The 15,945-nt window shown below is 47.9% G+C and carries 15 protein-coding genes; all 15 read left to right on the top strand.

From position 1 onward, the window contains the following. The first annotated feature begins 23 nt into the window (after nucleotides 1–23). The 15 genes from NYE25_RS30910 (at nucleotide 24) to NYE25_RS30840 (ending at nucleotide 15,725) form a co-directional block, all read left to right on the top strand. A complete protein-coding gene (locus NYE25_RS30910) occupies nucleotides 24–1,682 on the top strand; it encodes an extracellular solute-binding protein (protein WP_341147825.1) in 1,659 nt (552 codons plus the stop codon). A gap of 109 nt (nucleotides 1,683–1,791) precedes the next feature. Beyond that, nucleotides 1,792–2,757 carry an ABC transporter permease gene (locus NYE25_RS30905; RefSeq protein ID WP_081951079.1) on the top strand — a complete coding sequence of 322 codons (966 nt, stop codon included), beginning with the start codon at nucleotides 1,792–1,794 and terminating at the stop codon, nucleotides 2,755–2,757. Nucleotides 2,758–2,805: 48 nt separating this feature from the next. After that, entirely contained in the window at nucleotides 2,806–3,684 is an 879-nt protein-coding gene (locus tag NYE25_RS30900) for a carbohydrate ABC transporter permease (RefSeq protein WP_042126182.1), read from the top strand. Between the two features lie 64 nt (nucleotides 3,685–3,748). Continuing rightward, entirely contained in the window at nucleotides 3,749–4,813 is a 1,065-nt protein-coding gene (locus tag NYE25_RS30895) for a zinc-dependent alcohol dehydrogenase (RefSeq protein WP_341147824.1), read from the top strand. After that, on the top strand, nucleotides 4,810–6,678 hold the full coding sequence (locus tag NYE25_RS30890; protein ID WP_341147823.1) for a WD40 repeat domain-containing protein: 1,869 nt from the start codon (nucleotides 4,810–4,812) through the stop codon (nucleotides 6,676–6,678). The genes NYE25_RS30895 and NYE25_RS30890 overlap by 4 nt, the downstream gene beginning before the upstream one ends. Before the next feature lie 31 nt (nucleotides 6,679–6,709). Next, on the top strand, nucleotides 6,710–7,777 hold the full coding sequence (locus NYE25_RS30885; protein WP_341147822.1) for a glycosyltransferase family 4 protein: 1,068 nt from the start codon (nucleotides 6,710–6,712) through the stop codon (nucleotides 7,775–7,777). Between the two features lie 47 nt (nucleotides 7,778–7,824). Continuing rightward, entirely contained in the window at nucleotides 7,825–8,730 is a 906-nt protein-coding gene (locus NYE25_RS30880; RefSeq protein ID WP_341147821.1) for a Gfo/Idh/MocA family protein, read from the top strand. Nucleotides 8,731–8,762: 32 nt separating this feature from the next. Continuing rightward, the gene (locus NYE25_RS30875; protein ID WP_341147820.1) at nucleotides 8,763–9,761 is read left to right on the top strand and encodes a Gfo/Idh/MocA family protein; all 999 of its coding nucleotides are present in this window, start codon (nucleotides 8,763–8,765) and stop codon (nucleotides 9,759–9,761) included. Further along, a complete protein-coding gene (locus NYE25_RS30870) occupies nucleotides 9,761–10,765 on the top strand; it encodes a Gfo/Idh/MocA family protein (protein ID WP_341147819.1) in 1,005 nt (334 codons plus the stop codon). The genes NYE25_RS30875 and NYE25_RS30870 overlap by 1 nt, the downstream gene beginning before the upstream one ends. A gap of 42 nt (nucleotides 10,766–10,807) precedes the next feature. Beyond that, nucleotides 10,808–11,464 carry an RraA family protein gene (locus tag NYE25_RS30865; RefSeq protein ID WP_052404229.1) on the top strand — a complete coding sequence of 219 codons (657 nt, stop codon included), beginning with the start codon at nucleotides 10,808–10,810 and terminating at the stop codon, nucleotides 11,462–11,464. 24 nt (nucleotides 11,465–11,488) lie between these two features. Beyond that, a complete protein-coding gene (locus NYE25_RS30860; RefSeq protein ID WP_076283236.1) occupies nucleotides 11,489–12,250 on the top strand; it encodes an SDR family NAD(P)-dependent oxidoreductase in 762 nt (253 codons plus the stop codon). Between the two features lie 21 nt (nucleotides 12,251–12,271). Further along, nucleotides 12,272–13,165: an SMP-30/gluconolactonase/LRE family protein gene (locus tag NYE25_RS30855; protein WP_341147818.1), complete on the top strand. Its 894-nt coding sequence runs from the start codon at nucleotides 12,272–12,274 to the stop codon at nucleotides 13,163–13,165. 17 nt (nucleotides 13,166–13,182) lie between these two features. Then, nucleotides 13,183–13,953: an SDR family NAD(P)-dependent oxidoreductase gene (locus tag NYE25_RS30850; protein ID WP_341147817.1), complete on the top strand. Its 771-nt coding sequence runs from the start codon at nucleotides 13,183–13,185 to the stop codon at nucleotides 13,951–13,953. A 20-nt stretch (nucleotides 13,954–13,973) separates the two neighbouring features. Further along, nucleotides 13,974–14,873, top strand: a complete 900-nt coding sequence (locus tag NYE25_RS30845) for a fumarylacetoacetate hydrolase family protein (RefSeq protein ID WP_341147816.1) — start codon at nucleotides 13,974–13,976, stop codon at nucleotides 14,871–14,873. A 12-nt stretch (nucleotides 14,874–14,885) separates the two neighbouring features. Continuing rightward, nucleotides 14,886–15,725 carry an amidohydrolase family protein gene (locus tag NYE25_RS30840; RefSeq protein ID WP_341147815.1) on the top strand — a complete coding sequence of 280 codons (840 nt, stop codon included), beginning with the start codon at nucleotides 14,886–14,888 and terminating at the stop codon, nucleotides 15,723–15,725. The last annotated feature ends 220 nt before the right edge of the window (nucleotides 15,726–15,945 follow it).

Raw genomic sequence — 15,945 nt, 5'->3', positions numbered from 1 at the left:
AGTTATTAATAGGGGGTTGAATTATGAATGTTGCTAAAAGGAAATTAGTTCTGCTGCTGCCTGTCCTGTTGTCATTAGTTACACTCGTATCTGCTTGCGGCGGTTCGAATACTAAGACAGGCAATACCGCAGATCCTACTGCGGAAGTTCAGAAGGCTACGCAAGCTCCCGCTAAGGAAGGTAAAACAGTAGGTGGTTTGCAGCTCCCGATTGTTTCGGATAAGCTTGAACTGTCACTTTGGTCACCCAGCGGCGGCAATTTCAGAGGAACTAATTTTAATGAGAAATTATCCTTTCAGCAAATGGAAGAGAACACTAACATTCATATTGACTTTCAGCATAGTACGGAAGCCAGTGCGGAAGCCTTTAGCCTATTGATGTCATCTGGTAAGCTGCCGGACATTATCTACAATGATCTATGGGGCACGGATTCCGGAAAATATGGTACACAAGGCGCGCTGCTTCCTCTGGAAGATTTAATTGAGAAAAACGCGCCAAACTTCAAGAAAATCCTCGACGACAACCCGGATATCCGGGGACAAATTACTTCGCCTGAAGGCCACATTTTTTATCTGCCTAATCTCGTTCTTGATTCACAGGATCTCACTCAAATGTTCCCGCAAGTACGGAAAGACTGGATCGATAAGCTGGGTCTGTCTATGCCGGAAACTACCGAAGATTGGTATAACATGCTCAAGGCTTTTAGGGAGCAGGATGCCAACGGAAACGGCAAGAAGGATGAAATTCCACTAGTCACAGTCAACTTGGAAAATATCATGATGTTATTCGCGCCTGCCTTTGGCGTCGATTACGGATTCTTCGTGGATAATGGCCAAGTAAAATATGGCCCGAATGATCCTAAATTCAAGGATGTCGTAACCTATCTGCATCGTCTTTACGATGAACAATTGCTTGACCCGAACTATCTGGTAGATACTACATTCCAGACGCTGACTGAGAAGGTGACTACCGATGTGGCAGGGGCATGGTTTGGTTGGTCTGGCTCCTACATGGGGAACTTCACTACCCTAATGGAGGGCAAACATCCAACCTTCAAAATTGCACCAGCCATTCCACCTAAAGGACCGAACGGTGATCAACGTCATGTCTCCTTCCGCTGGCAGGCAGCAGCACACGGATTAGCGGTTTCCTCGCGGACGGAACATCCTGATGAAGTGATGAAATGGCTGGATTATCAATACTCAGAAGAAGGCATTCTGCTGAACAACTTTGGGGTTGAAGGCAAGTCATATGATCTGGTAAACGGAGAACCGATTTATAAGAAAGAAGTAACTCATCCGACCAATGGCCTCACGAATACGCAAGAGCTGCTGAACCATACGATCGGGGGCGGAAGCTGGGCTACGGTAGCGGATACCAGATATGCTGAACAAATCCGAGAAGCTAACGGGCAAACGGAGAATCCGCTCGAGTTATATAGTGACTATATCGATTTTGATAGCAAGTTGCCTCCAGTCCAATTCACAACAGAGGAAAACGATGTAGTTGTTCCTTTGATGGCCGATATTCAGACCTATGTAGCCGAAACAATCAATGCCATGATCATGGGGCGCCAAAAGATTGAGGACTATGACAAAGTAATGAAGCAACTTGAGAAGATGGGAATTAACGATGTGTTAAAAGAGTATCAGGTTGCATACGAGCGATTTAAAGGGAAATGATTCAGCTTGTGAGGAGGTTGTCGTGGGTCGAGCGGTTCAGAGAGTGCTTTGTGACCGCTCGCCACATGACAGCTATGACTAACGCCAGTGTCCGGGAGAGGAGAACTATATGGCTGTACCTGTAAAAGTCGCTAAAGTTGAAAGCAGGAAGCTTCCGGTCAAGAGGAGTCCGATTCCTTGGAAGCGGATAGCCTCCAATCGCTATCTTTATCTCATGCTCCTTCCTACGGTTTTGTATTTTCTGATTTTTGAATACAAGCCGATGTATGGGGCGATCATTGCCTTTAAGAATTTCAACCCCTACTTGGGGATCACGGATAGTCCTTGGGTGGGCTTCAAGAATTTCGAGAAGTTTTTCGAAAGCTATTATTTTCTCAGACTGCTTAAAAATACCTTCTTAATGAGTTTCTACTCACTCATCTTCATTTTTCCTGCTTCACTTGCTTTTGCACTGCTGCTCAATGAGCTGCGGCTCAAGAAGCTGAAATCCTTTCTGCAGACCGTGTCTTATTTGCCGCATTTTATTTCGCTGATCGTCATCTGCGGGATGATTATTGATTTCACCAAGCCCGGAGGCATTATTAACAGCCTGTTGCTTGGCATCGGCCTGATCTCGGAGCCTATTCAGTTCTTGATCCTGCCAGAATGGTTTCGAACGATCTATGTGGGTTCTGGCATGTGGCAGAGCCTAGGCTGGAACTCAATTATCTACTTAGCAGCGTTATCTGGCATCAATCCGAGCCTGTACGAGGCTGCCGTTGTAGATGGAGCAGGGCGATGGAAACAGCTAACGAATATAACGCTGCCCGGGATTCTACCTACGGTGCTAATTCTCTTGATTCTGAATGTGGGTACCCTGCTGAATGTGGGCTGGGACAAAATTATATTGCTTTACAATCCTGGAACGTACGTCACTGCGGATGTTATTTCAACATTTGTTTATAGACGAGGTGTGATGGAGGCGAATTACAGTTTTTCTGCCGCAGTAGGATTATTCAATTCCATAATTAACTTCACATTACTCGTTCTAGCCAACCGTATTAGCCGGAAAACAACTGAGAGCAGTCTATGGTGAGCATAAGCTTCCGATACGAGTTTTGTACGATTTTTAGGAGGGTAGACAATGGTTGTGAAACGCAGTATGGGTGAAATCATTTTCGACAGCTGCAATGTGCTGTTTCTAATCTTGTGTTCTTTCCTGTTCCTGTACCCGATGTGGTACGTGCTGGTCTCCTCATTCAGCGATGCTCATGCTATTGCTGCGGGGAAAGTAAGCTTCTTTCCAATCGGCTTTAATCTGGATGCTTACAAGCTGGTATTTGAGGATACGCGGGTATGGACGGCTTACGGAAATACTTTCTTTTATGTCATTGTCGGTACGTTGATTAATCTGGTACTAACTACACTTGGTGCTTATCCTCTGTCCAGAAAGAATCTGGAGGGGAGAAATGTCATTATGGCTTTCATAGTGTTCACGATGTTTTTCAGTGGTGGTCTAATTCCTGCGTATCTGAATGTCCGTGAGCTTGGCTTGTATGATACGCGGTGGGCGCTGCTGTTGCCTGGAGCGGTTAGTGCCTTCAATTTGATAGTGATGCGGACCTTTTTTCAGTCTATCCCTGATAGTTTGATAGAGTCTGCCAAGATAGACGGCGCCCACGATTTCAGAATTTTACTGCGGATCGTGCTTCCGCTCTCCATGCCGGTTCTGGCGGTGATGACCCTCTTCTATGCGGTAGGCCACTGGAACAGTTGGTTCTCGGCCATGATTTATTTACAGGATCGGAATTTGTTCCCGCTTCAATTGATATTGAGGGAAATCCTGATTCAATCCTCTGCGCAAAATATGCTGGCCGGCGTTACCCAAGATGAGGTGTTTCGTATTAGTGAATCTATTAAATTCGCTACGATTATCATTGCTACCGTTCCCATTCTAATGATTTATCCATTTTTGCAGAAATATTTTGTAAAAGGCGTAATGATTGGTGCGTTGAAGGAGTAACAGCGATAGAGAAGATGCTGCATGTGACGGAATTGTTTCTGAAGCAGTCGGGAGGAGAAGACATATGAAGGCGGTAATATCTCAGGAAGGACAGATTCGCATGTCGGATGTTCTGACACCAGTCATTGAAGATGGATTTGTACTAGTCCAGACTGAATATTCGGCGATTAGCCCCGGAACGGAAATGATGATGAATGGCCTGCACCGTACGCAACAAATTGTACTTGGATACAGTGCAGCGGGTGTAATCCGAACACGTGGGAAAGGAATGGAACACTGGCCTGAGGGGCTTCGGGTAGCTTGTTACGGCGGACCTTATGCAAAGCATGCGGAATGGCTGCTAATGCCTCAGCATCTGATGGTGCCCATTCCTGACCATGTTAGTTCGGAGGAAGCATCAACAGTAGGGCTTGGAGCCATTGCAGTACATGCAGTAAGGCAGGTTGCACCGCAGTTTGGGGAGACACTTGTGCTGATCGGTGCCGGAATTCTTGGGCAGTTGATTGCTCAGATTGCTAAGGCGGCAGGATGCCGGGTGATCGTGTATGATTTGCTTGCAGAGCGCTGTGAGATGGCTGAGCGCCTTGGAATTAGACATATTGCTACTGGCCCGGAGAAGGTTAAGGAACATCTTGCTAACCTGACGGAGGGCATGGGAGCAGATGCAGTTATTGTATGCGCCGGTGGTAAAACAGGAGACCTTATTGATCAAGCGCTAGAGTGGGTACGGGATCGCGGCAAGGTACTGTTGGTTGGAGATGTTAAGCCTGATTTCTCTCGTGATCTGATGTTCGGGAAGGAAGCCCAAGTGCTGATTTCTAGAGCCGGAGGTCCCGGACGATATGATCCTATCTATGAGCGGAAGGGGATCGACTATCCTTACGGCTACGTGCGGTGGACGGAAGGTCGTAATATGGCTGAATATATTCGGTTAATCTCTGAAGGGGACATTCAGGTGAAGCCGTTGATTAGCGCAATATTCCCGGTCGAACGCTGTGAAGAAGCATTTCGGCGTTATGCAGAGGACCCCGTGGATCTGTTGGGAGCGGTCTTAGCTTATCCTGCAGCAGTCTCTGGATGTGAAACGAAGGTGAAGGAACAGCTGACGAAAGAAGGCGGGAGCAGATGAAGGCGCTGCGGATCGGTGAACCACTGAACGGTCTGGCGGTTTGGGCTTCAGCTTATGGAACATGGCAAGGGGCAGACCGGATCTACGCTGTTTCTTCCGGAAGTCCTTGTATCTTATTTGTTCTAGACCCGAGCGGTGAACAAGCGGTGGAACGGTATGCGCTGGAAGGCTCGGATCATTGCTGGGGTGTAGTCTTAACAACCAGCGGAGTGTATATCGGGGGAAGCGGTATGTTGTACAGGTACACTCATGAGAATGGTGTGGAGAACCTGGGTGAGATGATTCCCGGTGAATTCTATACGTGGCGGTTGGCAGCAGATACGCAAGGCAGGATCTATGGGGGATGTTATCCTGGGGGGAAAGTGTTCCAGTATGACCCAGCGACAGTAGTGTTTAGGGATTACGGTGTTATGGTAGCTGGAGAACAGTATGCACGTTCTATGGAAGCGTGGAACGGTAAGCTCTATGTGGGAGTTGGTACACAAACCCCGCATATTGTTGTACTGGATACGGAGACGGGAGAACGCTCGGAAATCAGGCTACCGGATGAATGTAAAGGCGAGCAACTGGTTTATGACTTGAACATCGTTCAGGGTAAGCTTTTTGCTCGGATTACACCGTCTGCACGGTTGTATATTTATGATCTGGAACTGCAGGAGTGGAGAGACACTGTGGATCATGTGAGTGGACTTAGTGTTTCGCCTCCGGATGAGCTGGGAAATGTGTATTTCATTAAAGATGACTATTTGCAGCGTTATGATGTCCGGACTGGAAGCCTGTTCGTTACTTCACTAGCTATGCCAGAGCCGGCAGGTGATTATGGCTGGCTGAATAACCATGCTCTAAATCGGAAAGAGCGCTGTTTAACGGGTGTATACAGGGACGGGAGTTGCTGGATTTACGATCCGGCGACGGATCGGTATACGGTCAAAGACTTCGGCCTGCAAGGTCAATCGGTCCATTTGCAGTCTATGACCTATGGACCTGATGATGCTCTCTATATCGGAGGGTATTTCGCAGGTGGGCTGGCCAGATTCGATAAGGCAGCCGACGAGATCATTTCATATCGGGGCATTGGTCAGACGGAAGGTATGCTTGCTGGGAGCGATTGTCTTTATCTAGGTGTATATCCGCGAGCGAATATTTTCAAATATGACCCGAATGAAGATTGGAAGCCGGGAGAGAATCCAGAGCTGCTATTTTCCTTACAGGAAGAGGAGCAGGACCGCCCTTTTGCTTGGGCTTGGGCAGGAGAAGAACTGGCAATTGGAACGGTTCCTTCCTATGGTCGGCATGGAGGAGCGTTGACACTGTACAATCCTGCGAGCGGTGCGCGTGAGGTATTTAGAAATCTTTTGCCGCTGCAGAGTGTGGTGTCCTTGACCTGTAGAGATCAGCTATTGTTTGCTGGAGGGTCCGTCTGGGGTGGACTTGGGATTGCTCCTCAGCGTGCGGATGCCTCTCTAATGATTTGGGATCTAGAGAAGCGCTGCAAAGTATGGGAAGGTGTACCGGTGCAAGGGGAAAGGGCTATTTCTGCTTTGGTTCTAGATGATGCAGGGCATCTTTGGGGTTTGACGGCGGGACTGTTATTTCGGTTCGATCCACAGCTGAAGCAAACTATAAAGACTTACTCATTGTTCCCCATGGACTGGAATGTAGTGACTCATTTTTGGCGCAGTGGTAATGAATTGCTCTACAAGGAAGGCATGTTGTACGGCGTGTCGATGAATCGCTTGTTCAAGTTTAATATGCGGAGTGAGGAGCTTGAGGTGTTGGATGACGATGCGCGGCTGCTGGCAATGGACCGTGAGGGTGATCTATTTTTTGCAAGAACTACAGCATTGTATCGGATGCACAAGTAAGGTCTGCACTATCCTTGGCGAAGGGTGAGGAATGATGAGAATCTTATATTTTTATAAATTCTGTATTCTAGGTGGGGTAACCACTCAACTTGCAAATAGACTTAAATTTTTGCGGCACCACTCGGAAGTGCATTTTGCTTTTTTGGAAGATTACGGCGGGGCAAGTGCTTTTGATGGATACGAGCATGTCCGAATTCTGGGGACGGTTGAAGAGATTAAGAGCTACATGGAAGTCTATGATTTCGATGTCATTATTACTATTGATACTTACGAGCTGTATGAAGCGCTTGGGCCTGTACAAGAGGGAAAGGTTATTATTCATGAGGTACATACCACCTATTCCGAACCCCTGCAGAAGTTGGCCGCAACGAAAGATAGTTTGCCTTTTCACTATGTGATCACTCCCTCCGCTTACATGAAGGATTATTTGGACGGTATCGGCATAGCGGGTGCTTATCATATTAATAATTGCCTGGATACCGATTTGTTCCGATATGAAGCGGGTATTGAGCAGGAGCCTGCCACTATTTTGTGGGTGGGTAAACTGGATGATCACAAGAACTGGTCGTCCTATTTGAACATTGCTGGAAAGCTGAATGCCAAGATGCCAGAGCTGCAATTTATGCTTGTTGGGGGATATACTGCTCCCGACGAGATCAAGAAACAGCTGATGTTAAAGGTAGAACAGCAGGGGATTAAGCATTTCAAGTGGATTCCCAAAGTGGATTACGATGAGATGCATCGCTATTATTCATCGGTTGCGCAGAATGGTGGGTTATATATTAGTACCACGACCAATGAATCTTTTGGGATGACCGTACTGGAGGCGATGGCCTGCAGGTGTCCGGTAGTGGTTCCGAGTGTAGGGGCGTTGCCGGAATTATTGGATGGTCCGTTAAGTGTTTCCCTATACGAATCAGGCAATGAAGAGGAGTGTGTGGACAGATTGAGCGCACTGCTGGAGCAGAATAGTCTGAGGGAAGGTTTGAAGTCATTGGGAGAACAGAAAGCTAGAACTACTTACAGCATCGAACAAGTAGGAAAAGAATACATGGAACTACTTGAACGTTTCAGGGAAGAACGTTTAATTCTTAAATAAGTGGATCACTCCATGGGGCTGTCAACCGAATAAGAGGTGTTGTTGAAATGGAAGAGTTGCAGATCGGTATGGTAGGAATGGACACTTCACATAGCAGGATTTTCGCGGCGCTGCTAAATGATGAATCTCATCCGCTATATATTCCGGGTGGCAGGCTCCACTGCGGTTATCCGGGGGGTTCTCTTGATTTCGAGCTAAGCTATTCACGTGTGAGACCGATTAGCCGTGAATTGCAGGAGCGCTATGGGGTTGAATTGCTCGATTCTATAGAAGAAGTTGCGGAGAGATCCCATGCGATTCTATTGACTTCTGTAGATGGGAGAGTGCACAAGGAACAATTTGCGGTGCTGGCTCCTTACGGAAAGCCAGTATTCATTGACAAGCCGTTAGCGGTTTCTTCTGAAGATGCGAAGGTGATTGTGGAATTGGCGGAGAGGTATGGAACGCCATTTTTCTCCAGCTCTATGCTACGTTTCGGTGGACCGCTGGTAGCCCTCTTAGAGGATGAAAGTGCAGGTGCTATTCTAGGTGCGGATTGCACTGGACCACTCGATCTTCAGCCGACACAACCGGGGTTATTCTGGTATGGTATACACGCTGCTGAGATGTTATATGCCGCTCTTGGAGAAGGTTGCCATTGCGTACGTGCCGTCAGTAACGATGCGCAAGAATGGGTAGTCGGCCAGTGGAAGGACGGGCGAATCGGGACGATCCGCGGAAATCGTACAGGCGGCTCTGATTTCTATATCGTATTGCACCGTGAACGGGGGAGCAACGGAATTAACGCGCTCGGAGCAAATTACAACGCAGGACATCAGCAATTACTAAAGAAATTTATAGCTATGGCGCGAGGGGACTCTCCACCGGTACGAACTTCCCTAACACTAGAGTTGATTCGCTTCATCGAAGCGGCCAACGAAAGCCGGGTAAGCGGTGCTGATGTTCGTCTGTAAAGGAAAGCACAATCTGAAAGGAGTGTAGTGTATTGATTAGGACAGCAGTGATTGGATGCGGTGGCATGGGGACTGTTCATGCGGATCGCTACAAGTCCATGCCCGAAGCTGAGCTTGTCGCCGTATGTGACATCGTTGAAAAAGCCGCTGAGGTGCTAGGAACTTTAGTGGGCGTTAGCTATTTTACATCTGTACAAGAAATGCTCGAGCAGGTAAAGCCAGAGGTGGTCAGTATTGCTGTGCCGACTTATTTGCATGTAGAACTGGTACGGATTGCGGCTGACCATGGAGCGCATGTGATCTGTGAGAAGCCGCTCGCACTCACTTCGCAAGAAGCGGAAGAAGCAATTAGTTACTGCAACGAGCGCGGTGTACGTTTGTTTGTGGGCCATGTCGTTCGTTTCTTTCCTTCTTATAGACAGCTTGCGGAGGGAATAACGCAGCTTGGCAGTGTTCAAGGCGGAATATACCATGCTAAACGGGCGGGTTCACATCCCGGAAACGTGCAAGCGTGGTTTCGGGATCCATTTCTTAGCGGTGGCGTCATTATGGATTTAATGATTCACGACATTGACTACATTCGTGGGGCTTTTGGTGAAGCCCGTGAAGTATATGCGTTCCAGCACCAGTCGGAAGACATAAATTATGCTTCAGCCACTTTCCGGTTCAAGAATGGAACCATTGCACAGCTTGAAGCATTTTGGGGGTATCCAGGGACGTTCCATTCCTCTTTTGAATATGCGCATGTGGAAGGAATCATCTCAGGCGGGACCGGGGATGGCGAAAGTCTGCATATTCGCAAGTCGATAACGACGGGCTCTACATCGGGATTTGTGGAGACGCCTTCGAGTGTGCTGCTGAAGGATCCGTATTATTTGGAACTGGAGCATTTTCTAAGCTGTCTAACAAGTGAGGAAGAGCCGATAGTCACTGCGCAGGATGCGCTGGAAGCTGTACGCTGGGCTGAAGCCGCTCAGCAATCGGCAATGACCCATCAACCGGTGAAGCTTGAAGTGAAGGGGGATATTTAATGAGCCGTTTGAATATTGGCATGATCAGTTTCGCGCATGCGCATGCTTTTGACTATTTGGCAAGTTTACTGCACATGTCTGAAGTGACGGTCAGTGGAATTGCTGATGAGGTGCCGGAGCGCACACAGGCGCTCGCAGAACGTCATTCAATTCCCTATTATGCTAACTACAAGGAACTTCTGGAAGATGCGAATATAGATGCCGTAATTATTTGCTCGGAAAATGTCTATCATGCTGAGCTAACCATCGCTTCAGCCCGAGCGGGCAAGCATGTACTGTGCGAGAAGCCGCTAGGTCTGTCAGTAGAAGAAATGCAACGCATGATTTCGGTCTGCTCTGAAGAGGGAGTACAGCTTATGACAGCCTTTCCTTGCCGCTTCCTCACTCCGGTTGTGCGGGCTAAGGAATCACTAGATCGCGGCGATATTGGTGAAATTATCGCTTTTAAAGGAACTAACAGAGGTTCTTTTCCGGGACCTAGATGGTTCTCTAATGAAGCCCTATCGGGAGGCGGTGCAGTTCTAGATCACACTGTGCATGTGATGGATCTGATGAACTGGTTCTCCGGTTCTTCTGTAGAACAGGTGTATGCCTATGCGGATACCTTATTTGATTCAGAGCGCAAGCGGACGATCGATGATGCTGGAATGGTGCATGTAACTTTTGAAAATGGTGTGTTCGGAGTGCTGGATCCTAGCTGGTCACGCAATCCCGGCTTCCCCACATGGGGGGATGTGACCCTGGAAATCATTGGAACTAAAGGTGTCATCTCCATAGATGCTTTTAACCAAAAAAACAATGTATACGGAAGAGCATCTGGCAAAGGGAACTGGTCCTTCTGGGGAGATGACATGAATGAACTGATGCTGAAGGCTTTTGTACAGGCGCTTCTAAAAGGGGTGGAGGTACCGATTTCGGGAATAGATGGGCTCCGATCCACAGAGGTTGCACTTACCGCTTATCAATCTGCTCATGCAGGCCAACCGGTGCGTTTAAATAAATGAGGATGCTGTAAGCACAAAACTTTGAGGAGGATGGAATCGCCTATGAAGGATCAGGAATTGTTCGATAGCATGTGTGAAAAGCTCTACTCTGCGGTAATCTCTGACACGTTGGATCAATTGGGCTATCGTAATCAGGTGATGCGGGAAAATATCAACCCGATAGATCCTACCTGGATCGTTGCCGGAAGAGCAAAGACCATTCTGTCTGTGGATATTCATCATTTGCCGGAAGATCCGTACACGAAGGAGATTGAGGCGGTGGACAGCGTTAAGCCCGGTGAGATTGTCATCGGGTGTACGAATGAATCGCGGCAGAACGGACTGTGGGGAGAGCTATTGTCTACGGCTTCCAAAATGAGAGGTGGCCGCGGAGCCATTGTAGATGGACTAATCCGTGATACTGCTAAAATTCTGGAGCTTGGTTTTCCTGTCTTTGCTACCGGGACCAAACCTGTTGATTCTCAAGGGCGTGGAATTGTTATCGACTATGACATTCCGGTGCTATGCGGTGGCGTAATGGTCCATCCCGGAGATGTAATCTTTGGTGATCGTGATGGTATCGTTGTGATTCCGGGCGCCATCATCGATGAAGTGTTCCAATTAGCCATGGATAAGGTGACTCGCGAGAATCATACACGGGATGAACTGCTCGAAGGATATACCTTGCGGCAGGTCTACGATAAATACGGGGTGCTCTGAACAAGATTCGAGGGAGTGATATACATGAGGCTGGCTGGCAAAAGAGCGCTAATCACAGGTGCAGCAAGAGGAATTGGACTGGGAATCGCCCATCGATTTCTGGAAGAAGGCGCTCAGGTGGTGTTGCTGGACCGAAGTGAGGGTGAGCTTCTTATTGCACTTGAAACCTTGAAGGATTATGGTGAAAAAGCTGCAGTAGAGATATGTGATCTTCGCGATGTCTCACAGTTAGAACAATCTGTTGCCCAAGCCTTTGAAAGGTTCGGTGGGATAGATATTGTAGTGAACAATGCCGGAATCGCCTTTCGTGAACACTTTCTTGACATCTCGGTTGAGCATTGGGATGCAGTATTTGATATCAACGTAAGGGCGGTTTATTTAATAGGTCAGCTTGCAGCGAGACAAATGATTTCTCAGGGTGGCGGAGGCGCCATTATAAATATGAGTTCCAAAAATGGTCTATCAGCAAGCTCGGAGCTCGCGCATTACAATGCTTCTAAGGCTGCTGTTATACTGCTAACCGAATCGATGGCAGTGGAGCTGGCGGCTTATGGGATCCGGGTAAACGCAGTAGCACCGGGATTTGTGGATACACCCCTCGACCGCAAGCTGCGCGAAGCTTCTAAACTCCCGGCTTATTCGGAGCATACACCGATGAAGCGGGCGGCAACGATAAGGGAAGCGGCCAATGTATTTCTTTTTCTGGCTTCTGATGAAGCCTCCTATGTAACGGGAGAAACCATTCGTGTGGATGGTGGACATTTGGCTAATGGTAGTGAGCTGTAAATAGAAGAAGGAGTGAACGTTTTGGAAATTACAGAAATTCAGGCAGAATTGATGATTGATGCTCAGGCTGAGCTTGGTGAAGGGCCGCATTGGGATGCCGAATCCAAACAGTTGTATTGGGTCGATATAACGGGTAAGAAGCTTAGAATATACGACCCGATCACTGGTGGTGAAGTAGTTCGCTCTTTCGACCAAATGGTCAGTGCAGTTATTCCTACGACAACAGGAGGACTTCTATTGGCTATGGAGGATGGGGTCTATCTCTCTCAAGCTGAGAATTCTCCTGTCTTATTGACTTCGATAGAAGCAGAGCTACCACTCAACCGATTAAATGATGCCAAATGCGATCGACAAGGCCGACTGTGGGTGGGAACGATAAGCTTGAACAATGATGCGCCGGATTCCGGAGGTTTCTACGTCGTGGAGCCTGATGGTTTCACACACCAATTGTTATCCGGCATCGGCTGCTCGAACGGAATGGCTTGGGACTATTCCCGGAGCAAGATGTATTACATTGATACGCCGACTAGGCAGGTGGATGTATTTGATTACGAGGAAAAGTCTGGAAGGATAAGTAACCGAAGAGTAGCGTTCCGAATTCCTACAACAACTGGCTATCCGGACGGAATGACAATAGATAGTGAAGGCATGCTTTGGGTCGCCCACTGGGGCGGCGGCTGTGTATCACGATGGAACCCGGAGACGGGTGAGCAGCTTGGACTCATTCGAGTTCCAGCACCACTGGTGACCTCGTGTACTTTTGGAGGCAGTGATCTAACGGAACTCTACATTACAACTGCAAGGATGGGGATGCACGAGAAAGAGTTACGTGATTATCCGTTTGCTGGCGGTTTGTTTATGGTTAAGCCCGGAGTGAACGGCTTGCTGCCCGGAAACTTTCAGGCTAAGGAGTAAGATGAGGAGGCGAAGCGATGCGACTCAAAGATAAGATCGTCATTATAACCGGAGCAGGCTCGGGGATTGGAAAAAGCACGGCTGCTTTATTCGCTTCAGAAGGAGCGACAGTAATCATTGCCGATGTCCAAGAGGATTCAGGAAAAGCCGCTGTCGCTGAAATAGAGGCGACGGGTGGAAATGCGATGTTCATACCCTGTGATGTAACCGATGCTAGCAGTACTACCGTGATGGCTGATCAAGTCTTTTATACTTTTGGACGTATCGATGTGCTCTTTAATAATGCAGGAATCAGTGGCGTGGGTGCGGTACATGAGGTTTCCGAGGAAGTATGGGAGAGGGTCATGCGGGTTAATGTGACGGGTGTGTTCTTAACCTGCAAGGCTGTCCTCCCTTATATGATGAAGACCAAGAAGGGTTCTATCATTAATATGTCCTCTGGCATCGCCGAAATCGGAGTCGCAGAGCGAGCTTCCTACAGTGCTTCTAAGGGAGCTGTTCTATCTTTAACTAAAGCAATGCAGGTTGATTATGCACCTTACGGCATTCGTGTAAATGCGCTGCTACCAGGTACGATTATGACTCCGTTTGTAGAAGGTTATTTGAAGACTTCTCTGGATCCAGAGGCTTCGGTTGCGGCCATTAAGCGTAGACAGCTTAGCGGTGAGCTTGGCAAACCTGAGGATGTGGCACGAGCTGCACTATTTCTAGCTTCCGATGAGTCCGGGTTTGTAATGGGTTCGCCGCTATATGTGGATGGTGGCCTTGTCTTCGGAAAAAATGCATAAAGTGAAGGAGAGTGTTATAGATGAGGCTAGTTACCTTTTTGCAAAAAGAAGATGATCATATGGGCGTTCTAACCGACCGTGGTGTGGTGGATATTGAGGCGGCACAGACTGCATTATCCACTCGGACGGAGGTTCCAGTAACGGTTAAGCAATTGCTTGATGGTGGGGAGGATGCACTTAACCAACTGAGGATTTTTGTGAATGAGCTGCCTGAAGGAGAAGTGAATCCATCCTGGCTGAAGCAGGAAGATGAGTTAGCATTCGGTCCCTGTGTTACTGATCCTGGAAAAATCATCTGTATTGGCCTTAATTATCGCCGGCATGCGGAAGAGACTGGGATGGCCATTCCCGAATTTCCCATCCTGTTCAATAAATTTAACAATACACTAACCGGACATGGCTCAGAAGTTCCGCTTCCGAGGAACAGCCAGAAGGTGGACTACGAGGCAGAGCTTGGTATCGTCATCGGACGAACCGCGAAATATGTGACGGAGGAAGATGCACTGGATTATGTCTTCGGGTATTGTACGGCTAATGATTTGTCGGCGCGGGATTTACAGATGCGGACGAGTCAATGGCTAGCGGGAAAGTCTTGCGATAAATTTTCACCCATTGGGCCTTACTTAGTCACTGCGGATGAAGTAGGCGATCCCAATCAGCTCGATATTCAGTGCACGGTGAATGGTGAACTGCGTCAGAACTCCAACACTTCTGACATGATTTTTAATTGCAAGCAGATTGTCAGCTATGTATCCCAGTGTATGACGCTTTCGCCGGGGGATATTATCTTGACTGGAACACCAGAAGGCGTAGTGATGGGTTACCCTCCAGAGGATCAGGTCTATTTGCAAGCTGGTGATGTGGTCACGGTGCAGATTGAGAAGCTTGGTGCCATTACAAATACGATGGTTAGCGAATAGGAGGGAGTAGGGATGATCTTCGATTGTCATACTCATTTGTTTGGACCGGGAATGGTTTCAGGACCTACGGATGAGGCGATCAAACGGGCTTGGGGACCGGATATGAATATCGAAGCAACCCCCGAGCAACATCGTAGTAATTTGGAAGGATTCTCTGGTGCTATCGTATTGGCCATGGCAGCGCATGCAACGGGACTGGTTGTGCCGAATGCTTATGTCGCAGATTACTGTCGCACGGATCCGGATCGATTATTCGGTTTTGCAAGTGTAGATCCCAATCATCTGGATTGTGTTGCTGAATTTGAGACTGCGATTCGTGAGATGGGATTAAAAGGGTTGAAGCTTGCGCCTATCTATCAGAACTTTTATCCTGATGATCCCAGGCATTATGCCCTCTATGCCAAAGCAGAACAGCTAGATGTACCTATTCTATGGCATCAAGGAACCTCTTTTGTACCGGAGGGTTATCTGGATGCATCAAGGCCGGCGATGCTGGACCCGATTGCCCGTGCTTTTCCGAAGCTGAAGATGATTGTAGCGCATATGGGTCATCCCTGGATTGATGAATGTATTTCATTGGTGCGCAAGCATCCTAATCTGTATATGGATGTTTCTGCTTTAGGAAGTAGACCTTGGCAATTTTACAATGCACTGGTGTCTGCGATGGAATATGGGGTTCAAGATAAAATATTGTTTGGGTCGGATTATCCGTTCTTTGGGACACAGAAGATGCTAGATGCTCTGTACCATATCAATGATCTAGCGGAGGGAACGAAGCTGCCACAAATACCGCGAAAATTTATCGAGGACATAATACATCGTCTAACACCGGAGATTCTTGGTTTTATCTGAGGGATTAAGTGCTTGGTCTATAAGCGAGGTTGTTAAAAGGAGATGGGGTCATGGCGGAGTGCAGAGACAGCGAGGAGAGTGTGGCTGAATCAGGCGGTAAGTTGAAGAGCGAGGCTTATTTTCAGGAAAAAGATCTATGGGGATTTATCCATCGTTCCTTCACGAAGTCTATGGGATACACCGAAGAAGATCTCCGCAAGCCAGTGATCGGCATTTGCAA

Source organism: Paenibacillus sp. FSL E2-8871 (assembly GCF_038000345.1).
GTDB lineage: Bacteria > Bacillota > Bacilli > Paenibacillales > Paenibacillaceae > Paenibacillus_AQ.
Note: the sequence above shows the minus strand (reverse complement) of the source record. Positions and strands in the feature narration are given on the sequence as shown.

Excerpts from the sequence above, each read along its gene's own strand:
- NYE25_RS30865 (WP_052404229.1), top strand. The coding sequence starts at position 10,808 with ATGAAGGATCAGGAATTGTTCGATAGCATGTGTGAAAAGCTCTACTCT.
- NYE25_RS30890 (WP_341147823.1), top strand. The coding sequence starts at position 4,810 with ATGAAGGCGCTGCGGATCGGTGAACCACTGAACGGTCTGGCGGTTTGG.
- NYE25_RS30895 (WP_341147824.1), top strand. The coding sequence starts at position 3,749 with ATGAAGGCGGTAATATCTCAGGAAGGACAGATTCGCATGTCGGATGTT.
- NYE25_RS30885 (WP_341147822.1), top strand. The coding sequence starts at position 6,710 with ATGATGAGAATCTTATATTTTTATAAATTCTGTATTCTAGGTGGGGTA.
- NYE25_RS30900 (WP_042126182.1), top strand. The coding sequence starts at position 2,806 with ATGGTTGTGAAACGCAGTATGGGTGAAATCATTTTCGACAGCTGCAAT.
- NYE25_RS30840 (WP_341147815.1), top strand. The coding sequence starts at position 14,886 with ATGATCTTCGATTGTCATACTCATTTGTTTGGACCGGGAATGGTTTCA.
- NYE25_RS30860 (WP_076283236.1), top strand. The coding sequence starts at position 11,489 with ATGAGGCTGGCTGGCAAAAGAGCGCTAATCACAGGTGCAGCAAGAGGA.
- NYE25_RS30905 (WP_081951079.1), top strand. The coding sequence starts at position 1,792 with ATGGCTGTACCTGTAAAAGTCGCTAAAGTTGAAAGCAGGAAGCTTCCG.
- NYE25_RS30850 (WP_341147817.1), top strand. The coding sequence starts at position 13,183 with ATGCGACTCAAAGATAAGATCGTCATTATAACCGGAGCAGGCTCGGGG.
- NYE25_RS30880 (WP_341147821.1), top strand. The coding sequence starts at position 7,825 with ATGGAAGAGTTGCAGATCGGTATGGTAGGAATGGACACTTCACATAGC.
- NYE25_RS30845 (WP_341147816.1), top strand. The coding sequence starts at position 13,974 with ATGAGGCTAGTTACCTTTTTGCAAAAAGAAGATGATCATATGGGCGTT.
- NYE25_RS30910 (WP_341147825.1), top strand. The coding sequence starts at position 24 with ATGAATGTTGCTAAAAGGAAATTAGTTCTGCTGCTGCCTGTCCTGTTG.
- NYE25_RS30870 (WP_341147819.1), top strand. The coding sequence starts at position 9,761 with ATGAGCCGTTTGAATATTGGCATGATCAGTTTCGCGCATGCGCATGCT.